Origin of the sequence: Pseudoalteromonas sp. GutCa3, from assembly GCF_002836155.1 — a bacterium.
GTDB classification, from domain to species: domain Bacteria; phylum Pseudomonadota; class Gammaproteobacteria; order Enterobacterales; family Alteromonadaceae; genus Pseudoalteromonas; species Pseudoalteromonas arctica.
In genome coordinates this window covers 169,715-186,700 of the sequence record NZ_PJBK01000101.1, presented here as the reverse complement: position 1 = coordinate 186,700, position 16,986 = coordinate 169,715, and the positions used below count along the sequence as shown (strand labels likewise).

Below are 16,986 nucleotides of genomic sequence, written 5' to 3'. Positions count from 1 at the left end.
GGTGATGAACAAGTTACTGCTTTTTACTGCATTGCCTTAAAATAACGCTGTAAAATTAGTACAAGCGTGCTTAATAGAACGCTTTTTGCATACAAATATTTCATAAAAATAAGTTTACGGCTTACATATTAAAACGCAAAAAAAGCCATAACACAGTTATGGCTTTTGCTTTATTTTTAATAATTTAGTTTAGTTAGAACGCGTAACTAACGCTTACATTAAATGAACGACCCTGCCCAGCAAGTTGTTCAAACCCGTTGCTGCTATCTTGTTTAAGTGCCGCAATACTTACACCACCTAGCGGAAGTTGGTAGTACTCATCAAACACGTTACTCACTTCAGCACTTAGCGTTAATGAATCCCATGTGGCTTTAGAGCTTAAATTAACCAGGCTGTAGCTGTCTGTTTGGTTTTCAAAACGATCATTATCTACACGGCTTTTAGTATCGACCCACTGCCAAGATAACGCGTTTTCAAATCGACCTATTTGCTGGCTAATACCTAGCTGGGTTTGCAGTGGTTTAATTTGATAAAGCGGCTGGTTAGTATCGTCGCGCTTACCTCTCGTATTAGTAACATTAGCGTGTAACTGCCAATTACCTAATTGCTTAGATTCATAAATGTTGGCTGTTAAATCTATTTTTGCACCATACAAAATAGCATCTACATTAGTAAACTGAAAAATGTTACGCGCAGTGTTGTCCAAGTCATAACTATTGAAGCTTCTTACAATATCAGCATCAATATAGTCACTCACATCTGTATACCAAACATTGGTGCTTAACCGCCAACGGTCATCTTTAGCCGATTTAATATAAGTAGCACTTATTGTATGCGCTGTTTCAACGTCTAAATCAGGGTTACCAATATAACCATTACCATCGCCATACCAACCAATCATGGTGGTTGCCATGGTGCTTACACCCCAACTGTATCGCTCGTATAAATTAGGCGCTCGGTTTTTACGGGCAAGACCAAATTGCAGCTCATCATAATTTGTTATTTGGTAGTTAATTAATAAGTTAGCATCAACTATAGTGTCGGTTTTATCTTTGTCGCCAGCATTAAAATTCTGTGCAGCAATAGTGTTATCTGTAGACGTATCGCTCATGGTCATACTTTCCATACTACCCATATCGCTCATATCGTCCATATCCATCATACTCATGTCATCGTTGTAAGATTGAACCTCTCCAACGTGGGTATTAATACTTTCAATACGTACGCCTGCGTTTAACCATAATTTTGTATTTATTTGGCTCTCAAATTCTGCAAATGCCGCTATGCGCTCTCGTTTACCGTTATTTACATTTACGTAATCGTCTGGTCCCATCATGGTTGAGCCTTCAATACCTGGCCACCAATCATCAATACTGTAATTGTAATATTCTTGACCGAGTAAAATACTGCTGTTTTTATCAAGCGCGATACGCCATTTAAGCTGCGTACTTATATCTTGTGCATCGGTTTTCATTCGCATCATGCCTGTTTTTTCTTCACTGAAAAAACCCATTTCGTGCTTTACGCTATGCCAGTTAACTTGCCCTTCAAGCTCGCTGTTTTCAAAGGAGCGTTTGTATTGAGCTATTGCACCGTAGCTGGTGTTATCGGTCATATCCATATACTGATTTGCAAATCCCTGATACGGGATTTTTTGATGCGTTAGCTTTATAACTAATTGCTGTTTATCATCGCGCATAGCTGCGGTTAAACTATGATTTTGTGCTCGATACAATGTATCTAATACTACATCGCCGTTACCGTCTTCATAACTATCAGCGTCACTAAACGAACCCTGATAATTAAGGCTAAACGTGTCACTTGCTAAACGTACACCAACGCCAAGTTTACGTCCGTTATCAACGCTACTGTACTTTGCTGACACATAACCTGAGTGCCAACCTAATTCATTGCTATCGCTATACTGTGGTGAAATAGAATTAACGCTTATTACACCGGCAATATTATCGCCGCCCGCGCTTACTGGCGACACGCCTGCAACCACATTGTAAGACGTAATTTGATTAGCCGAGATATACGAAAGTGGCGGGTTCATATGATTAGCGCATGCAGCGGTTACATCTGCACCATCAACTAACACTTTAACTCTGTCGCCCATTAAACCATTTAAGATAGGTAAGTTAGATACGCCCCCCGCTGCTGAAAAATCGACACCTAAATCACTTAATAACGATTCTGACGAACCAAGTGCTAAATGCTTATTTTGAGCATGTCCGTGTACTTCAATCACTTCTAAAGGCGTATCGTCGGCAAATGCAAAAGGAGATAGCGCACCGCTAATAAAAAGTGCGACAGGAGTTAATAAATATGTTTTTTGAGTTTTGCTTTTATAAACCATTGTTAATTTATGCCACTGTAATAATTGGCGTAATTATAGTGTGATTGGCAAAAGCAAAAGCGCGACATATTGTCGCACTTTATCAATTTAAAATGTTGTTAGGTGTGTTTGAGCACATAAGAAGGCAGCTTTAAACATAGGAACATGCAATTAACTAAGTATTTAACTTAGCTACCGTTTGAGAAACAATATCGGCTCCACGTTCAATCTCTTTAATAACCTCAGACACATTAGCAATAAGCTCTCTTCCTTGTTTTGATGAGTCTGAAACTGACGTTATTTGCTTTGATATATCATTAGTGAGCTCTTGGTTATTTTTAACAACACTTGCTATTTCATTAGTAGATCGACTAGTGCTGGCTGCAAGCTGCCTTACTTCATCAGCTACTACAGCAAAACCTCGACCATAATCACCAGCACGCGCTGCTTCTATCGCGGCATTAAGTGCCAGTAAATTAGTTTGATCCGCAATGCTGCTAATTGTCGAAACAATGGAACCTATGACCGCAGACTGTTCATTAAGATTTTTTATTAAATCTACCGATTTAAGTACTTGGCTTACAATGGCGTCGGAGTTCGCTATAGAGCTTTGTAGTATTTCAGAGCCTTTTTTAGCGGTTGTAGCAGTAGCTACCGCCGATTCATGTGCTATTGCAGCGGCTTCTGTCACTGCACTGTTATTATTAATTCGATCGGTAATATTTGATGCAAACTTAATTATTTTAATTACATTACCTTTGCTATCTAAAATTGGGTTATAAGTTGCTTCTAACCAAATTTCTGAACCGTCGGCGGCAATACGTTTAAATTTTCCTGACTTAAACTGCCCCTGCGCTAATTCACTCCAAAAGCGTGGGTTTTTCTCATAAAACAATTTAGTACAAAACATTTTATGATGCTTGCCTACAATGTCTTTTAAGCTATAACCTATTGTTGCTAAAAAGTTTTGGTTCGCCTTTAAAATATTACCCTCTGGGGTAAACTCTATTGTAGCCAAGGCTTTGTCGAGTGCATTTGCAATAGCTTCTTGCGCTTTTCTTTGTATGTAACTGGTCGTAATATCAGAGGCTATTTTAATAACTTTGGTGACTACGCCGCGATCTTCTACAGGAAAGTAAGTTGCCTCAAGCCAAAGCTTATCGCCATTAGCTTTGTACCTTAAAAACGAGCCTGCTTTAGAATTCCCTGTTTTTAATGCTTGCCAAAATTGACTATATTCGTTTGACTTTGCATATTCAGGTTCGCAAAACATACGATGATGCTTACCAATTATTTTCTCTTTGCTATACCCAATCGTTTTTAAAAACAACTGGTTTGCGTCTAATATTATTCCATCAGGTGTAAACTCTATATAAGCAACGTGCTTATTAATTGCCGATAAAATAGATTGTTTTTGAATTAATTGAAGCTCCATTTCTTCAATTTTTGCGTTTCTTTTAGAAATACCAAACATATAAAAACCTTAAGGAGTAAATTAGTACAAAAATTAGCAAATTAATGTGATATCAATATGTAGCTGTACTGTAAATATAAGCTTTAAATAACCTTTCGGCTAATATTTAATATCTTATATATATATGCTTTATAAATAGTTTTTTTATTTTATAAATGTTAAGTAGTATTTTCTTCTAATTAACATTTTAAAAACCTAATAAAACCACTAATTTATGCATGACTCTGTACTTTTTTTAACTTAAAATAGCGCCCTCACAGACTACCCTCTCACACCAAAATTTAAGCATACACATAATATTTCCTATTCAAGATCTATTGTGCAGTTTCATTTTTAAAATTAAACCTTAAGGGATCATCTATGACATCAGATGTAACGTCGGCACCTAGTCAACTTAACAGAACCGCTATTTTACTCGTATTAGCGCTAGGCACATTTATCTTAGGATTATCTGAATTTTCGATGATGCCTATGCTGCCACTAATTAGCGAAACATTTGGCTCAACGCCATCACAAAGTGGCTATGCAATTAGTGCTTACGCCATTGGTGTTGTAGTGGGCGCCCCTATTTTAATGCTTACCACTGCTAATATGAGAAAGCGCAAAGCATTGCTCATATTTATAAGCTTAATGTTTGTCTCAAACGGATTAAGCGCGATGGCAACGTCGCTTGAGCAGCTTGTAATATTTAGATTTTTAAGTGGTTTACCTCATGGTGCATATTTTGGCGCGGCTATTTTATTAGCATCTGATATTGCCCCAAAAGGTAAGCGTGCTAGCTTTATGTCTAAGGTGTTTATGGGTTTAACTGTGGCCACTATTGTTGGTGTGCCTGTTGTAACACTTGTGGGTCAAAATCTTAGTTGGCGGTACTGTTTAGCCGGCGCTGCAGTGCTTGCATTTATTGCTTTTATTTTTGTTTATAAAGTAGTTCCAAATATAGATAACGCTAAGCCTTCTAACTTACTAAACGAGTTTGGTGTACTTAAAAATAAACTGGTTTGGTCTATTTTGGGTATTGTAATTATTGGCTTTGGCGGGGTGTTTTGTATTTATACTTACATTGCCGACACCATCTTAGTGGTAACAAAAACAGCACCGTATACTATTTCTATCGCAATGGTAATGTTTGGTATTGGTTGTACGCTCGGTAACTATGTACTGGGTAAAGCTGCCGATAAATCAGCAATTAAAACCACTGGCCTTGCGCTTGTATGTACAATTGTATTTGCCTTTGCTTATGTAACGGCAAGCCATAATATTTGGGCTCTTTATGCAGTGATCTTCTTTATTGGTTGCAGTGTGGGCTTGGCTACGCTGATTCAAACGCTTTTAATGGACGTTGCACCCGAAGGCCACGCTATGATTGGTGCTCTTGTACAGTGCGCATTTAATACTGCCAATGCTATAGGCCCTTGGGTCGGTGGAATTGCAATAGCACAGGGTGCTGCACCTAATCAAACAGGTTACGTAGCAGCTGCATTATTTTTAGGTGGTTTGGGTATGTGGCTACTAAGTTACTTACAACTAAATAAACAGCAACCAACAGCGCAAGCTACTAATTAACTTGAGTTCAGATTAATTTAAAATACAAAAAGAGCCGCTAATTAGCGGCTCTTTTATTTTCAATTTGCTCGCTACAATTAAGCGTTTAACGATGCCATATCAATAACAAAGCGGTATCGTACGTCAGACTTTTCCATACGCTCGTATGCAGTGTTAATTTCGTCTATGTTGATCATTTCGCACTCAGGTAGCACGTTATTTTCACCACAAAAGTCGAGCATTTGTTGCGTCTGTGCAATACCACCAATAAGTGAGCCTGCAATACGACGGCGACCCATTAACAGTGGCACCGTGCTTAGCTCATCTACAGGACCAACTTGGCCTACAATAACTAAAGTACCATCTACATCAAGTAGTGGTGTGTAAATAGATAAATCATGTTTTACAGGGACCGTATCTATAATGACGTCAAAGGCAGATTGCGAGTCTTTCATTTCGTCATCATTAGATGACACTAAGTAGTGCTGAGCACCCAATTTAACCGCATCATCTTTTTTAGACTCACTACGGCCAATTACCGTAACGCTTGCGCCCATTGCAACTGCATTTTTAACGGCCATATGGCCAAGTCCGCCTAGACCAACAACACCAACACGGCTACCTTTTTTTACGCCCCATTTATGAAGTGGCGAGTAAGTAGTAATACCTGCACAAAGTAGCGGTGCTACGCGAGAAAGGTCTAAATTTTCTGGCACGGAAAGTACGAATTCTTCGCGTACAACAACATGTTTAGAATACCCACCTTGGGTCATTTCACCACTAATGCGGTCTTTGCCTGCATAAGTACCAATCATACCTTCGCGGCAAAATTGCTCTTCATCGTTATCACATTGATCGCAGCTTTGGCACGAATCAACCATACAACCAACAGCAACCGTGTCGCCTTGCTTGTATTTTTTAACGTCGCTACCTACCGACATAACTTTACCAACAATTTCGTGCCCAGGTACCAATGGGTAGTCACTGCCACCCCAATCATTTCGTACGGCGTGTAAATCTGAATGGCACACACCACAGTATAAAATTTCAATTTCTACATCGTTATTTCGTAAATCGCGGCGCTCAAAAGAAAATCCTGTCAATTCAGAACCTTGGCTTTTTGCTGCATATCCTACTGTCTTCATAATAACTCCATAGTGGTTAAAAATTTAAATCATCAACAGCATAGTACATAGCCTGTGAATAGAACCTGACAATATAAAATAGGCACAAAAAAAGCCCAAACAGTGTTTGGGCTCAATCATTAGTACTAGGGCGCTAAATTTAGTTATTTTGCAAGTAAGCTGTTTAATTCATTAATAATTGAATGAATGCGCTCTGCATTTTTTCCTAAATCACTACGCCCTACTCGCGACTTACTACGAATATCAACAAAACGTTGGCTGCCTTCATCTTTAATACGAATTACCACATCGTCTTTAAAACCAAACCACGTTGTTGTATCGGTAGCTTCCACAATACCTGTAGCCGTATTTGCACTTACCAATGCAAAGCCAAGATTTTTAACTGCTTGTTCGCTTGCTGTCATTAAATCGGCTTTAGATTGTGCAAAGCTTAACGTTACCAGCTCCGGGTATGCTTTGCGTTGCTGTACTGCCGTTTCTTCACCCGCGTATTCTACTGGGTTAGATGCATTTGCACGTAGTGGTGCAATTGCTACAAATTTTGGTGGATTAACTAAATCAGTTGAAATGTCATGAATTGCCGGTACACCTTCAGCCTTGTTCATCATATTAAGTGGCATAGCAATAGCCACAACCGAAAATACAAGTGCAATAACACCACTGCTTAGCGTTAACGTTTTACGCATAAATAACGCTTGTACTATAAGTAGCACCAATGCAGCGCCACCAGCATAAACGCCAAATTTAAACCCCGTAAACGCAACACCTAATTCTACAATACCAAATTTATACAAAGGCCCTGGCAGTATGACGAGTAAAAAAGCGATTAAACTAACTAAGCTCACTAAAACTTTCATTTTATGATTCCTATATTGTGTGTGATTTTTATTATTAAAACAGATAAGCACTATTAACCAGTAGCTTATACTACTAATAAGTGCTTTTAGATTACTATTAGCGACTAATTACACAAAAAAGTCCAATGTTGTGTGATCAAAGTTACTCAAGTTTGGAAAAATATCAACAAGCTCAGAGCTTGGCACACCAAACCACTGAGCCAATGTGGCAAAGTACTGCTCATTTGCAACACTTGGAATTAAACGCCCGCCACCGGTATCTTGTGGGCCATCCAAATGTTGAGTTAGTAGCTCGCCATATATATTGCCGCCTTTTACTGCGCCGCCCATTACTATTTGGTTTCCTGCCCAACCATGGTCAGTGCCATCGCCATTTGAGGTCAACGTGCGACCAAAATCAGACATAGTAAATGCAGTCACTTTATCAGCCATATCAAGCTCTTTCATCGCGCTATCAAATTCACTTAACCCTTGAGCTAACGTATTTAATAAAGCAGGGTGCGTTGTTAATTGGTTATCGTGCGTATCATACCCCCCCATAGAAACAAAAAACACTTGGCGCTGAGTGCTCAATTTTGCCTGTACGCTAATTGTTTTAGCGACTGCTGCAAATTGCTCACTAAGGCTATTATTGCTAAATGGGGTAATAAGTGCAGGCGCGCTTTCTAACGCGCTGTTCATTGCTTGAGTGTTATTTATCGCACTTGTTAAGCCACTGGCATAAGCTGTACTTAACGGATGGCTCGTATTGCCTAGTAAGCGGTTCATAATAGAAGTTACATGCTCGCTACGAGGTTGATACCCTCCAAACGCGTTAATACTACTAATGCCACTTTTGTTAAGCGCAAATGCATTGCTAGCACTTCCCGTTTGCCATAAATTAGTACCGTCGAGTGATACATTAGCTGCAAACTCATCTTGTAGCTCTAAACGTTCTAAAAGTCGTGCGCCCCACCCACTATTAAGTGATTGTTTTTCTCGACCATACATCCATGCAGCTTGCTGATCGTTATGCGAGAACAAATGCTTAGGCAAACCTATTGTTTTATTTTTATAGTCACTCAATGTTGTGGGAGCGAGTAAAGTACCGATCCCACCTATAAATGCTAAATTTTGAGATTCAAACACATTTTGTATAGGTTCAAGTGAAGGATGAATACCGACTCCACCGGCAAACTGGCTTTTAATACTTAACTCAAGTGGGCTCTCTACAGCCAGGTTCTGCCTACTTTGCTCGTAAACACTACGTTGCTCGCCTTCAAGCGGAACTAGCATATTTAACGAATCATTCCCTCCATATAAATACACACACACTAATGCTTTGTAATCTCCTAGCTCAACTGCATTAGTCGCTCCAGTTAATGCTTGTAATTGCAGGCTCGTTAACGCGGCAGCCGATACACTGCCTTTTACACATAACGACAAAAACTCTCTTCTATTAATGCTCATTATGCGCTCCTAATACTGCACGTTAAATTCAGGTGAAATAGCAATCATATATAATAAATACGAAACCCGTTCACGGTATTGCTCTTCATTGAAATAGGCATCTAAATCAAGTAACGCTTGGCGCGTGTCACTGCTCATTGCGCCTGCAAAATATAACGTGTTGTACTGAGCTAATAGCGCGCTAACACCGTTTTTCTCTAAAACATTCATGTCGTCTTGAACATAAATATAAATACTATTTGAATTTAAATCGCTGCGCGCTTCTGCGGTACTCCAAACTAAACTTGCGTAAAGCGCGTTCATGGTACCAATCAGTGTTGCGTCGTTTGCTATTTGTAATTCTGGTGCAACAATACCTTCATTTCGCAAAGCTGCGGTTTGATAATCAGGCCTAAAAAAGTTAAATACCGAAGCCGATTGCATTGGTCCTTGTCCGTAGCTATTTATTAAATTCCATGTTTTATAATAACCCGCTGGCGATTTAGCATCGAGATTTCGCCAAAACTGTACAGTTTTTAAAATAGGCTCTTTAATTTTACCTTGGTAATTAAGCACTGAGCCAAAATGCCGCGCTTCATCATCTAAATATATAGCCTTTACTACAGCCGCTAAATCGCCGCGTACACCAGCGCCATTATCAATAAATACATTAGCTACTCGCTCAACGTATTGGGGGGTTGGATTTGACGTAATTAATCGCTGAATAAGTTGCTTAGTAATAAATGGCGCAACATTTTGATGATTAAATAAATTATCGAGCGCTATTTGCAATGACTCTTCTGCTGCGTAACCTTGTGGTATAACCTCGCCATTTAGTAAGGTTTTTTGTTTACTAGAATGGTACTCGTCAAATGCTTCCATTGGTTTAATATAATCACGACTTTTACGCTTAAATGTTTCACTATCGGCAAACGTCCAACCAGTAAATACGCGTGCAAACCCCTCTATTTCTACCTGTCCGTAAGTGGCAATGGTATTACCTTGTGCATCAAGCTTGGCGCTGCCATCTAGGTTTAGCTCTTCAAGGCCAATAGTAAATAACTGCATTACTTCACGTGCGTAATTTTCGTCTGGGCGAATATTGAGTGTATCGTCTGCTTTTTCGTTACCCAAATGGCTTAAGTAAGTCCCCATAATAGGCGAAAGCGTCACATCTTCGAGTAAGTCACGATAATTACCAAAGGCATGCTTTAGTAATAAATCGTAATAAGTGATCATGCCCTCAGGTTGCCCTCTTAAGGCACTATTTTCATCCGACACCACTAATATTTCACTTAACGCAAACGCAACACGTTGACGAAGTTGATCGTCACTTTGCATTACTGCTTTCCACCATGCATCTATGCGGCTTATGTATTTAAAGTCGTCATCGTCATTTAGCTTTACTAAATAATCACGGTGATAATTAATAGGTAGCGCTATTTGTTTATCAAGCCATTGCTGCTCGCTTAAACCTTGTGCGTTTTGTATTTCACTAAGCTTAGGCCCCATTGTTGCTTGGTGTAGTAACCGTGCGGCGCTAATCTCATCCATATTATTGCGCGCTATAAAGCTCAGCGTTTTTACACTGCTTGCACCTTCATTGTCGGTTGCTGTGACCGAAAAAGCGTAATTAACAGGCTTATAACTTTGCGCATTTAGCAGTGTTACTGAGGTGGTTACTGCCTCTAAAGGCCCGCTAATTAGTTCAGGCCCTTGCGTTTGTTGCCATACAACAGATGTAATAGTGCCGTCTTTATCACTGGCTGTTGCTGTTAGCTCAATTGTTTGGCCCTTACTTAATTCACTAGGAATATCAGCGACTGACAAAATGGGGATTTTATTTCCGTTAACGGTTGGCGTATCATCTGAGCCTGAACCACCGCAAGCGCTTAGTATAAAAACCGAGCTTGCGATCAGAGCAAATTTATAATGCATGTAAAGTCGTCGTCATTCGTTAATTAAAGTACGTTAGTGTGTACCGAGTTTGATGCATTTATTGAAACACAAAATTTACAATTTAACTCTTTATTTTTTGTAACCGAATCATGAACGCCCCATTAATAATGCACTAGCTGCAGGGGTAAACAGCCAGAGCTTTATTATTTATGAAAACAGAAATTCGCTATTGTTTTGAATCTTCACAAGTTGCTAACCGGTTTTTACACGAACTGAAAGACTGGCCGGTTAACGATGTAAAAACACGACTTTTTAATGGCGGCGATAGTGTAAAAGTGACATACGAATACGACGAAAGTGGTTTTGATTACACTTGCGCCGAACTTGACGACCTAGCACAGAGCCATGGCGGGAAAGAGGTTTAAGCGTTTTATAATAAAAAACAGCTGATGCATCTTTAATAATTCACTTGAATTATATAGATTTGATTGATGTTTTATCTCTACCTGAGTTTTTCGCTTCGTAAAGCATTATGTCAGCTTCTTTAATTAGTGATTGCATAGACACATTTTTACTACTTAAGGTTTCTTTTGTAGCAAATACACACCCAGCACTAATTGTTAAATATTTACGTACAGGCGACGCTTCATGAGGTAAATTTAACTCCCGAACCGCCAAAAGCAATTGCTGAGATATATTTACAAACTCTTCATAAGAAAGCTCTTTAAAGAATAATATGAACTCTTCGCCGCCATAGCGCGCAACTGTTCCTGTGTTTTGCTTTGCCATTTGTTGTAATTTACCAGCTAGGAGCTGTAGAGCATTGTCTCCGCCTTGGTGACCATAAAAATCGTTATAATTTTTAAAGTGATCTACATCAAGTAATATTACTCCAAAGGCATTTTGTTGCTGTTGAGCCTGCTCCCACTGAGCCGCTATAATTTCGTCAAAGGCACGCCTGTTGTAAATTTGGGTTAACCCATCAATTTTACTTATTTTTTCGAGCTTAGAATTTTGCTCTTTTACTTGTTTAATTAACGCATTAAAACCGCTAATTAAAACGCGCATTTCTAAAAATTGATTAGTGAACCTCAAAGGTTGTAAATCGTTTTTAACCAACATTGAATTAATAGCGGACGCACCGTTAATAAGTGGTTCAATAAAGTAACGATTTACAATATAGAAACTCAAAAGTGACATTACAAAAAACATTAACAAAATAAGTTTTAAATAGTGATCAAATAAAACTGGCAGTGTTTGATGGTGGTGCTTAATGTTCAAAGCAAGAAGTGGATTACCGTTTATATCTAGAATCACCCTTTTCCTTTGAGTGGCAATGTCCTCTCCTTGGAGGCTCCCTTTAAGCGTCGCAATATCGTTTAAAGAACTAGCCTGTTCTATTTGTGAGTAGCTAAGCTCCACTTGTGCAATCTCAGCTAAGGACTTGATCAACGACGGTCTTACTTTTTTTATAAAAACAATACTACCAACAGGCTCACCTGTTTTATCTGTTCGCTTTATTACATGCGATGCAAACATGATAGGGCCGCCCGCTGTTTGCAAAAAACCAGAATGGCTTAAACTGTTGTCGTCTTCAGAGGCTTTTGAATTAGGAATAATTGCGCGGTTTAATTTATTAACCTGTAAATCTAAATCAGGCGCATCAAACTCAGTATGTTTAATATAATCATACGCTTGCCCGTAAACCATATTAAAATTTATATCGTAAATAAACACACCATCAATTTTGAGAGAGTAGAAGGTGTCACCTACAAAGTTTGAATCTACATATTCTACGTCAAAATCAGCCATGTAATTATAAGTATCATCCCATACGGCGTAGTCATAATTGAGTGTTTCTAAAAATATAAACTCTCTATCAAGCGCAATTTTAAGACTTAATAATTCACGATTTTGATAATCTTCAATACTAGTGTTTATGGTCGGCAGGCTAAAGAAATAGCGGTACCCAACTAATAAACTTGTTACAAAGCACATTAAAATCAAAGTACCTATTATTACAAAAAATCTTAATGTCATAGTCTCTATCTAATCGTGTAAAATTAAGTCAAAGTAGCTTACATTTTTATATTTTAGACTCCCTGTACCTAAATAATAAATAATTAGCTTCTTACTAAAGCGTAGTATAAATTCATGAGCAGGAATAAACAAAGTTTACTATTAAATTTTATAGCGTTAAAACTTTAGCCCTTTCAATAATATATTTAATATATACATAAAATTATACCAATTCGCTTAATTAAGTGGTCTATTTTGAGGGCGGAAAAACGTGTTGATAGCTAGGCAAAAAATTCGCTATTTAGTTGTTCTAAATGAGAATTTTTTAACGCAGGTAGCGACACGTTTAGCCCCGCAAAATGATTAAGTATTATTGCGGATTGGTATTACACATTTAAAGTAGTACAAAAAGCTGAAATTATTCCACTACAGAAAATTCAACTTTTGATGGAGACGAACTCGCAAGCTCCAGTACTTCGTAATAATTTAAACCATCTATTTTTTTGCCAATAATAAAGTAATTCATTTCCCCCATCATGGTCGGGTCGCCCATAATATCGTCTAAGCTTTGCACGTCAGAAAATTGAATTGCGATTAAAGCGCCTAAAAAACGCATGGAATCTTGAGGCTTTAATGCTTTTAAAACTTTATTAACTCCCACTTGAGTTGTCTCTGGTGTGGAGCCATCAAATCTAAAATCATTTTTTGTACTAACGCATGCACTAAGCATTAATATTGATAATGCGATAAGTAAATGTTTCATATATATCCTTATTTGTTATTCGTGATACTTGCGGATCATCGCCACTTTGCCGTTTTCAATTTCAATCACTTCCATCATTGTGGAGGTATACTCAATTGGCTGTTTATTTTGCGGATGAATACCTTTTACATAGTTTTTATAACGAATAGCAAAGCCTGTATCGTTAAACACAAATGTATTAAGCAGTATGCTTTCAAACAACGTGTGCGCACCTAAGTAAAAACTCATACCTTTGCGCATCTGCTTTTTACCATCTGGAGTACGTGAGTCATCCGGTTGATACGGAATATGCTGATTGCCAATATCATCGGTTAACAATGCAAGGTAAGCCTCAAGCTCTTTAGCACCTGCGTTAGGTGCTTGTGTGGCGGTCATGGCGTTGTAATAACTTTGTGCAAACAACTTTAGGTCTAACGTCTCATCGGCACGGGCTGAAAAGCTAAAAAATATAATTAATAGAAAGCTTAGCTTGCACTTCATAACGATTACTTTTAAAAAAGTATTTTTACTAAAACGACTAAATTTATTAATACATTAATTTTTTAGCGCAGCTTTTCTTGCAAGTTCTTTTATATCTTCATCAATATTGTCATCAAAAGACATTGAATAAATTCTCCAACCTTCTTTCACTTTAAAAAATTGAAATTCAAAACGAATAGGCTGCCTATCGTAGGTTACTAGGTAGGTTACATGAACAAAAAGCTCCCCAACTTTATAATCAGAAACCTTATTAATGAAATTAATTTCACCAACAAGATCATCAAGTGAGGATAGCTGTGTTTTTATCTGTTTTACCTGATCAGGTATCGACGACACATATTTATTACTTGCGTAAATGGAATCAACAGCATCGCTTATTTTTTCATCAGAGTACAATTCAAAAAATTTATCAACTTCTTCTTGGTAATTGTTAGCACTGACACCCGATGAGAATAGAAGTAAAGCAGCAAATATTATTTTCATTTTTAACATTCCTTATTGTTTCTAATATAAAAACACACTATTTAAAGTAAATAAAGTTATAAAATACGGCAAATTACATTTTGCTCTTTACTCTGTTGGTTGCAACGCTGTTGGCAGGGTCGTCTGGCCAAAAATGCTTAGGGTAACGACCTTTCATTTCCTTTTGCACATCGCGGTAACTGCTAGCCCAAAAGTGTGCTAAATCTTGAGTAAGTTGCAGTGAGCGTTTACCTGGCGATAACAACTCCATAAGCAGTGGCAGTTTACCGTTGGCAAGCATAGGCGTACTGGTCAAGCCGTAAACTTCTTGCATACGCACGCTTAGCTTTGCGGGGCCATCAAGCTGGTATTCTATTTTTATATTTGAGCCACTTGGCACCGTTAAGCGCAGTGGTAACAGTGCTTTTAAAGCGGTTTGTTGTTGCCAATCAAAACAGTTTTGTAATGCTTCAAAGTAGTTAAACTTTTTAAGCTGCGTGAGCGTTTTAATATCTTCTAAAAACACGCTTAGCCACTGCGCTGCATTTTGAATGAGTTGTTGCTCATTTGTTTTTGGGAATGTATCAGGCATTAAATTACTTGCTAAGCTCATACGTATCAGCAATTGCTGCGCATCAGGTTGCTCGTTAAATAATGCAAAACCGTGTTTAGCAAATAAGTTTAGCCACGCTTTAGCGCGCTCGCTCTTATCTAGTTTTTGTTTACTAGGCTGGCTGCTGAGCGTTATAGCCCCGAGCTTTACTTCATCTTGATGAATAAAGCGCGCTGATTTTTCATCAAACTCACAACGAGTAAGTTCACTAAATAAATGCGGTAAAAATTCTTGTAACTCAAATGGGTTAAGCGCTGTGGCTGCAAATATACGCCCTCCTTTGTGCCCGCCCATGGTTGCTATAGCTAAGTAATCGTCGTTGTGCCAGTAATCGACATTTAACTCAGCACCTGCACCATTGGCAAGTAGGTAACCATTACCGCGTTTTTTAGCAATACGATCTGGGTATGCCAATGCCACTAGCAAACTAATATAATGCGTATTTAATTCGCTGTTTTCGTCTTTTACTTTTAAGCGGCTTTGCCAATATTTTAACTGTTGCTTAAATACTGGATGCGGACGTTGCTGTTGGCTATGCAACGCTAAACTCAACTCGTTTGCACTGTTTACTCGACTTTCAAGCAAGGCTACTAAATAAATAGCAAGGCGATAAGTACCAGGGAGTTGGTCATCAAGTATTTGTGCTTTTAATAGCATATGCGCCAAGCGAATATCAGCACCAAAACCTAACATTTTACTGCCAAGCGGTGTGAGCTTACCTTTGCTATCAATGGCTTCTAGCATGTTAAGCAGGTTACTTGCTTGCTCGCATTGCTGCTCAGTGGGCTTATCGAGCAAGGTTAGCTCATCAATACTGGCTCCCCATTGCTTTGCCTCAAGCATAAGCTGGCTTATGTCTGATGTGAGTATTTCGGGATTGTCGTGGCTATTACGTCGCTCAAAGGTTTGCTTTGAGCCAATTCGATAAACAATGCCCGGCTCTATTCGCCCTGCACGCCCTGCACGTTGCACAGCAGACGAGCGCGATATACTTTGTGTTGTGAGCTCAGTAACCCCTGTTTTTAAATTAAAGGTCGCTGCACGGCGCTTGCCGCTGTCAATTACAATGCGTATGCCTTCAATAGTTAAACTGGTTTCGGCTACATTTGTAGTAAGCACTACTTTGCGCATGCCGTTTGGTGCAGGAGCAATAGCAGCTTGCTGATTAGCTTTATCTTGCTCGCCAAATAGCGTTGCTACTATGCAGTTACTGGGTAAATCGCTAAGTGCTTGTTGCACGCGTAGTATTTCAAATTGCCCAGGTAAAAATACCAATGCGCTACCTGTTTGCTCATTAAGTGCTTGTTTTATTATGGTAGGAATTGCATCAAGCCAACGGCTTTCATCTTTTATGGGTATGTATATTTCGTCTATTGGGTAGCTGCGACCGCTTGATTGAATTACAGGGCAGTCAAAAAACGCTGTATAACGCTCAGTATCAAGAGTTGCCGACATAAGCATAATGGTTAAATCTTCACGCAGCGCACTTTGGGTCTCGAGCGCAAAGGCAAGTGAGGTATCGGCTGCAATTGAACGCTCATGAAATTCATCAAATATCAGTAAATCAATATCGCTTAATTCGGGGTCGTTTTGCAACATGCGCGTTAGCATGCCTTCGGTAACTATTTCAAGACGCGTATTAGCGCTTACTTTACTCTCGCCCCTAATCCGCAAGCCCACACTTTGCCCAACACTCTCGTTTTGGCACTTTGCTAGGTAGCTGGCTATATTACGAGCAGCTAAACGGCGAGGCTCTAGCATTACAATACGTTTAAAATGCCCATCGCGCATTAGTTGCAGCGGCAACCACGTAGATTTACCCGCACCAGGCGGCGCTTGTAATAACGTAATAGGATTACTTTGTAATGTAGTAACGAGTTGTTGATATATGTCTTGAACCGGCAGCACAGCTATTTACCCTAAATTGCTTTGCAGGCATTGTAACAAAAAACCGCAGCGACAC

The 16,986-nt window shown here is 38.9% G+C and carries 13 protein-coding genes; 2 read left to right on the top strand and 11 right to left on the bottom strand.

Annotation, left to right across the window (positions count from 1 at the left end; all coding sequences use genetic code 11):
* Nucleotides 1-193: 193 nt before the first annotated feature.
* On the bottom strand, nucleotides 194-2,359 hold the full coding sequence (locus CXF64_RS18835) for a TonB-dependent receptor (protein WP_101217768.1): 2,166 nt from the start codon (nucleotides 2,357-2,359) through the stop codon (nucleotides 194-196).
* Between the two features lie 154 nt (nucleotides 2,360-2,513).
* The gene (locus CXF64_RS18830) at nucleotides 2,514-3,812 is read right to left on the bottom strand and encodes a methyl-accepting chemotaxis protein (protein WP_101217767.1); all 1,299 of its coding nucleotides are present in this window, start codon (nucleotides 3,810-3,812) and stop codon (nucleotides 2,514-2,516) included.
* Nucleotides 3,813-4,172: 360 nt separating this feature from the next.
* On the opposite strand from CXF64_RS18830, the gene CXF64_RS18825 reads away from it, so the two are divergent.
* Complete coding sequence (locus CXF64_RS18825) at nucleotides 4,173-5,378, top strand: MFS transporter (RefSeq protein ID WP_101217766.1); 1,206 nt, start codon at nucleotides 4,173-4,175, stop codon at nucleotides 5,376-5,378.
* A 77-nt stretch (nucleotides 5,379-5,455) separates the two neighbouring features.
* On the opposite strand, the gene CXF64_RS18820 is transcribed toward CXF64_RS18825, so the two are convergent.
* The 4 genes from CXF64_RS18820 to CXF64_RS18805 all read right to left on the bottom strand — a co-directional run bounded on the left by CXF64_RS18820 (nucleotide 5,456) and on the right by CXF64_RS18805 (nucleotide 10,725).
* Nucleotides 5,456-6,502, bottom strand: coding sequence for an NAD(P)-dependent alcohol dehydrogenase (locus CXF64_RS18820; RefSeq protein WP_101217765.1), 1,047 nt, complete (start codon nucleotides 6,500-6,502; stop codon nucleotides 5,456-5,458).
* Nucleotides 6,503-6,645: 143 nt separating this feature from the next.
* Nucleotides 6,646-7,359 carry a DUF1499 domain-containing protein gene (locus tag CXF64_RS18815; RefSeq protein WP_010555166.1) on the bottom strand — a complete coding sequence of 238 codons (714 nt, stop codon included), beginning with the start codon at nucleotides 7,357-7,359 and terminating at the stop codon, nucleotides 6,646-6,648.
* A 108-nt stretch (nucleotides 7,360-7,467) separates the two neighbouring features.
* On the bottom strand, nucleotides 7,468-8,808 hold the full coding sequence (locus CXF64_RS18810) for a DUF1501 domain-containing protein (RefSeq protein ID WP_101217764.1): 1,341 nt from the start codon (nucleotides 8,806-8,808) through the stop codon (nucleotides 7,468-7,470).
* Nucleotides 8,809-8,817: 9 nt separating this feature from the next.
* Nucleotides 8,818-10,725, bottom strand: coding sequence for a DUF1800 domain-containing protein (locus tag CXF64_RS18805; protein WP_101217763.1), 1,908 nt, complete (start codon nucleotides 10,723-10,725; stop codon nucleotides 8,818-8,820).
* Nucleotides 10,726-10,895: 170 nt separating this feature from the next.
* On the opposite strand from CXF64_RS18805, the gene CXF64_RS18800 reads away from it, so the two are divergent.
* The gene (locus CXF64_RS18800; RefSeq protein ID WP_002958138.1) at nucleotides 10,896-11,111 is read left to right on the top strand and encodes a hypothetical protein; all 216 of its coding nucleotides are present in this window, start codon (nucleotides 10,896-10,898) and stop codon (nucleotides 11,109-11,111) included.
* Nucleotides 11,112-11,160: 49 nt separating this feature from the next.
* Here CXF64_RS18800 and CXF64_RS18795 read toward each other — a convergent pair whose 3' ends face one another.
* The 5 genes from CXF64_RS18795 to hrpB all read right to left on the bottom strand — a co-directional run bounded on the left by CXF64_RS18795 (nucleotide 11,161) and on the right by hrpB (nucleotide 16,931).
* Complete coding sequence (locus CXF64_RS18795) at nucleotides 11,161-12,726, bottom strand: diguanylate cyclase domain-containing protein (protein WP_232783812.1); 1,566 nt, start codon at nucleotides 12,724-12,726, stop codon at nucleotides 11,161-11,163.
* A 397-nt stretch (nucleotides 12,727-13,123) separates the two neighbouring features.
* A complete protein-coding gene (locus CXF64_RS18790; protein ID WP_007581228.1) occupies nucleotides 13,124-13,468 on the bottom strand; it encodes a DUF6694 family lipoprotein in 345 nt (114 codons plus the stop codon).
* 15 nt (nucleotides 13,469-13,483) lie between these two features.
* Complete coding sequence (locus tag CXF64_RS18785; protein WP_101217762.1) at nucleotides 13,484-13,948, bottom strand: nuclear transport factor 2 family protein; 465 nt, start codon at nucleotides 13,946-13,948, stop codon at nucleotides 13,484-13,486.
* A gap of 54 nt (nucleotides 13,949-14,002) precedes the next feature.
* On the bottom strand, nucleotides 14,003-14,431 hold the full coding sequence (locus CXF64_RS18780; protein ID WP_101217761.1) for a hypothetical protein: 429 nt from the start codon (nucleotides 14,429-14,431) through the stop codon (nucleotides 14,003-14,005).
* A 73-nt stretch (nucleotides 14,432-14,504) separates the two neighbouring features.
* Complete coding sequence (gene hrpB / locus CXF64_RS18775; protein WP_101217760.1) at nucleotides 14,505-16,931, bottom strand: ATP-dependent helicase HrpB; 2,427 nt, start codon at nucleotides 16,929-16,931, stop codon at nucleotides 14,505-14,507.
* Nucleotides 16,932-16,986 lie beyond the last annotated feature (55 nt).